The organism is Helicobacter mehlei (assembly GCF_007280785.1).
Classification (GTDB): Bacteria; Campylobacterota; Campylobacteria; order Campylobacterales; family Helicobacteraceae; genus Helicobacter; species Helicobacter mehlei.
Window position 1 is genome coordinate 1 of record NZ_VKGC01000068.1, and the last position, 518, is coordinate 518.

General features: G+C 46.7%; 1 protein-coding gene. It reads right to left on the reverse strand.

Annotated elements, in window-relative coordinates:
- A partial coding sequence (locus FNE76_RS08120; RefSeq protein ID WP_185963041.1) for a hypothetical protein occupies nt 1-492 on the reverse strand: 492 nt, incomplete at its 3' end.
- Nucleotides 493-518 lie beyond the last annotated feature (26 nt).

Sequence of the window (518 nt, forward strand, 5' to 3'; positions counted from 1 at the left end):
TTTTAAATCGCTGAACATCCTAGCCACCTTTTCAGCGGCCGCGATAATAACTGGATTGCCCTTGGCATTCTCTAAATTGTTGCGCACCATCTTTAAAAGCTCGTCCTTAGCAATGATCGCCGCTAGCAAGATGTTTTTATTGATAAAGTGCAAATTCATAGCCTTTAGCAAAAGCTCGTCGCTAGAGGTCTCTGTGATGCACTCTAGCACGATGGGGTCTATCTCAATATGCTTCAGATTTTCCTTAATGCTCTGCTTGATCTCTTGTTTTTTGGCCCCTAAGAAGGTCTCTACCCCGTGGTTGGTCAATTCATCTTTAAGCACCTCGACCTGCACCTTCTCCACCGCTCTTTTGGGCTTCCAATTCTCTGCCACACGCCAACGCGTCAAGGTGCGGTAAGACACGCCATAAATCTTGGCTAATTCCTTCAAAGTGGTTCCGTGGGTCTCAAAATACGCCCGTATCTCAGCGCGGTTTTTGTAGGTTGCCATTTTCCACAAGCCTCCTTCCCATTAGG